Here is a 564-nt window from a genome sequence, read left to right on the forward strand (position 1 = left end):
CGCAGATGGCGCGGATCTCGTCGGGGGTGTAGACGGTGCCCAGCTCGGTGTTCTGGGTGATCGAGACGACCTGCGGCATGGCCCGGTGCTCGTCGTCCCAGCCGTACGCCTGCCGGTCGATGAGCTCGGGGGTGAGCTTGCCGTCCGGCGTGGGTACGGTGAGGAGCTTCAGGCCGCCCATCCGCTCGGGCGCGCCGCCCTCGTCCACGTTGATGTGCGCGGACTCGGCGCAGATGACCGCGCCCCATCCGTCGGTGAGCGCCTGGCGGGCCACCAGGTTGGCTCCCGTGCCGTTGAAGACCGGGAACGCCTCGGCGGTGGGGCCGAAGTGGCTGTGCATGACGCGCTGGAGGTGGCCGGTGTAGTCGTCCTCGCCGTAGGCGACCTGGTGGCCGCCGTGGGCGAGGGCGATGGCCGCGAGGATCTCGGGGTGCGCGCCCGCGTAGTTGTCGCTCGCGAACCCGCGCACCTGCGGGTCGTGGTGGCGGCGCGCGTCGGTCCTTACGGTTGCGGGGTCAGCCACAGGCGCTTTCCGTTCACTTCGGGGGCGGGCTTGTCCCAGAC

Annotated in this window: 1 protein-coding gene; it reads right to left on the reverse strand. The window is 71.6% G+C overall.

What is annotated here, in order from left to right; genetic code table 11:
• Positions 1-523: threonine aldolase family protein (locus RNC47_RS36220; protein ID WP_311605113.1), on the reverse strand; the 523-nt coding region annotated here is incomplete at its 3' end.
• Positions 524-564 lie beyond the last annotated feature (41 nt).

This window comes from Streptomyces millisiae (assembly GCF_031845425.1).
Taxonomy (GTDB): domain Bacteria; phylum Actinomycetota; class Actinomycetes; order Streptomycetales; family Streptomycetaceae; genus Streptomyces; species Streptomyces millisiae.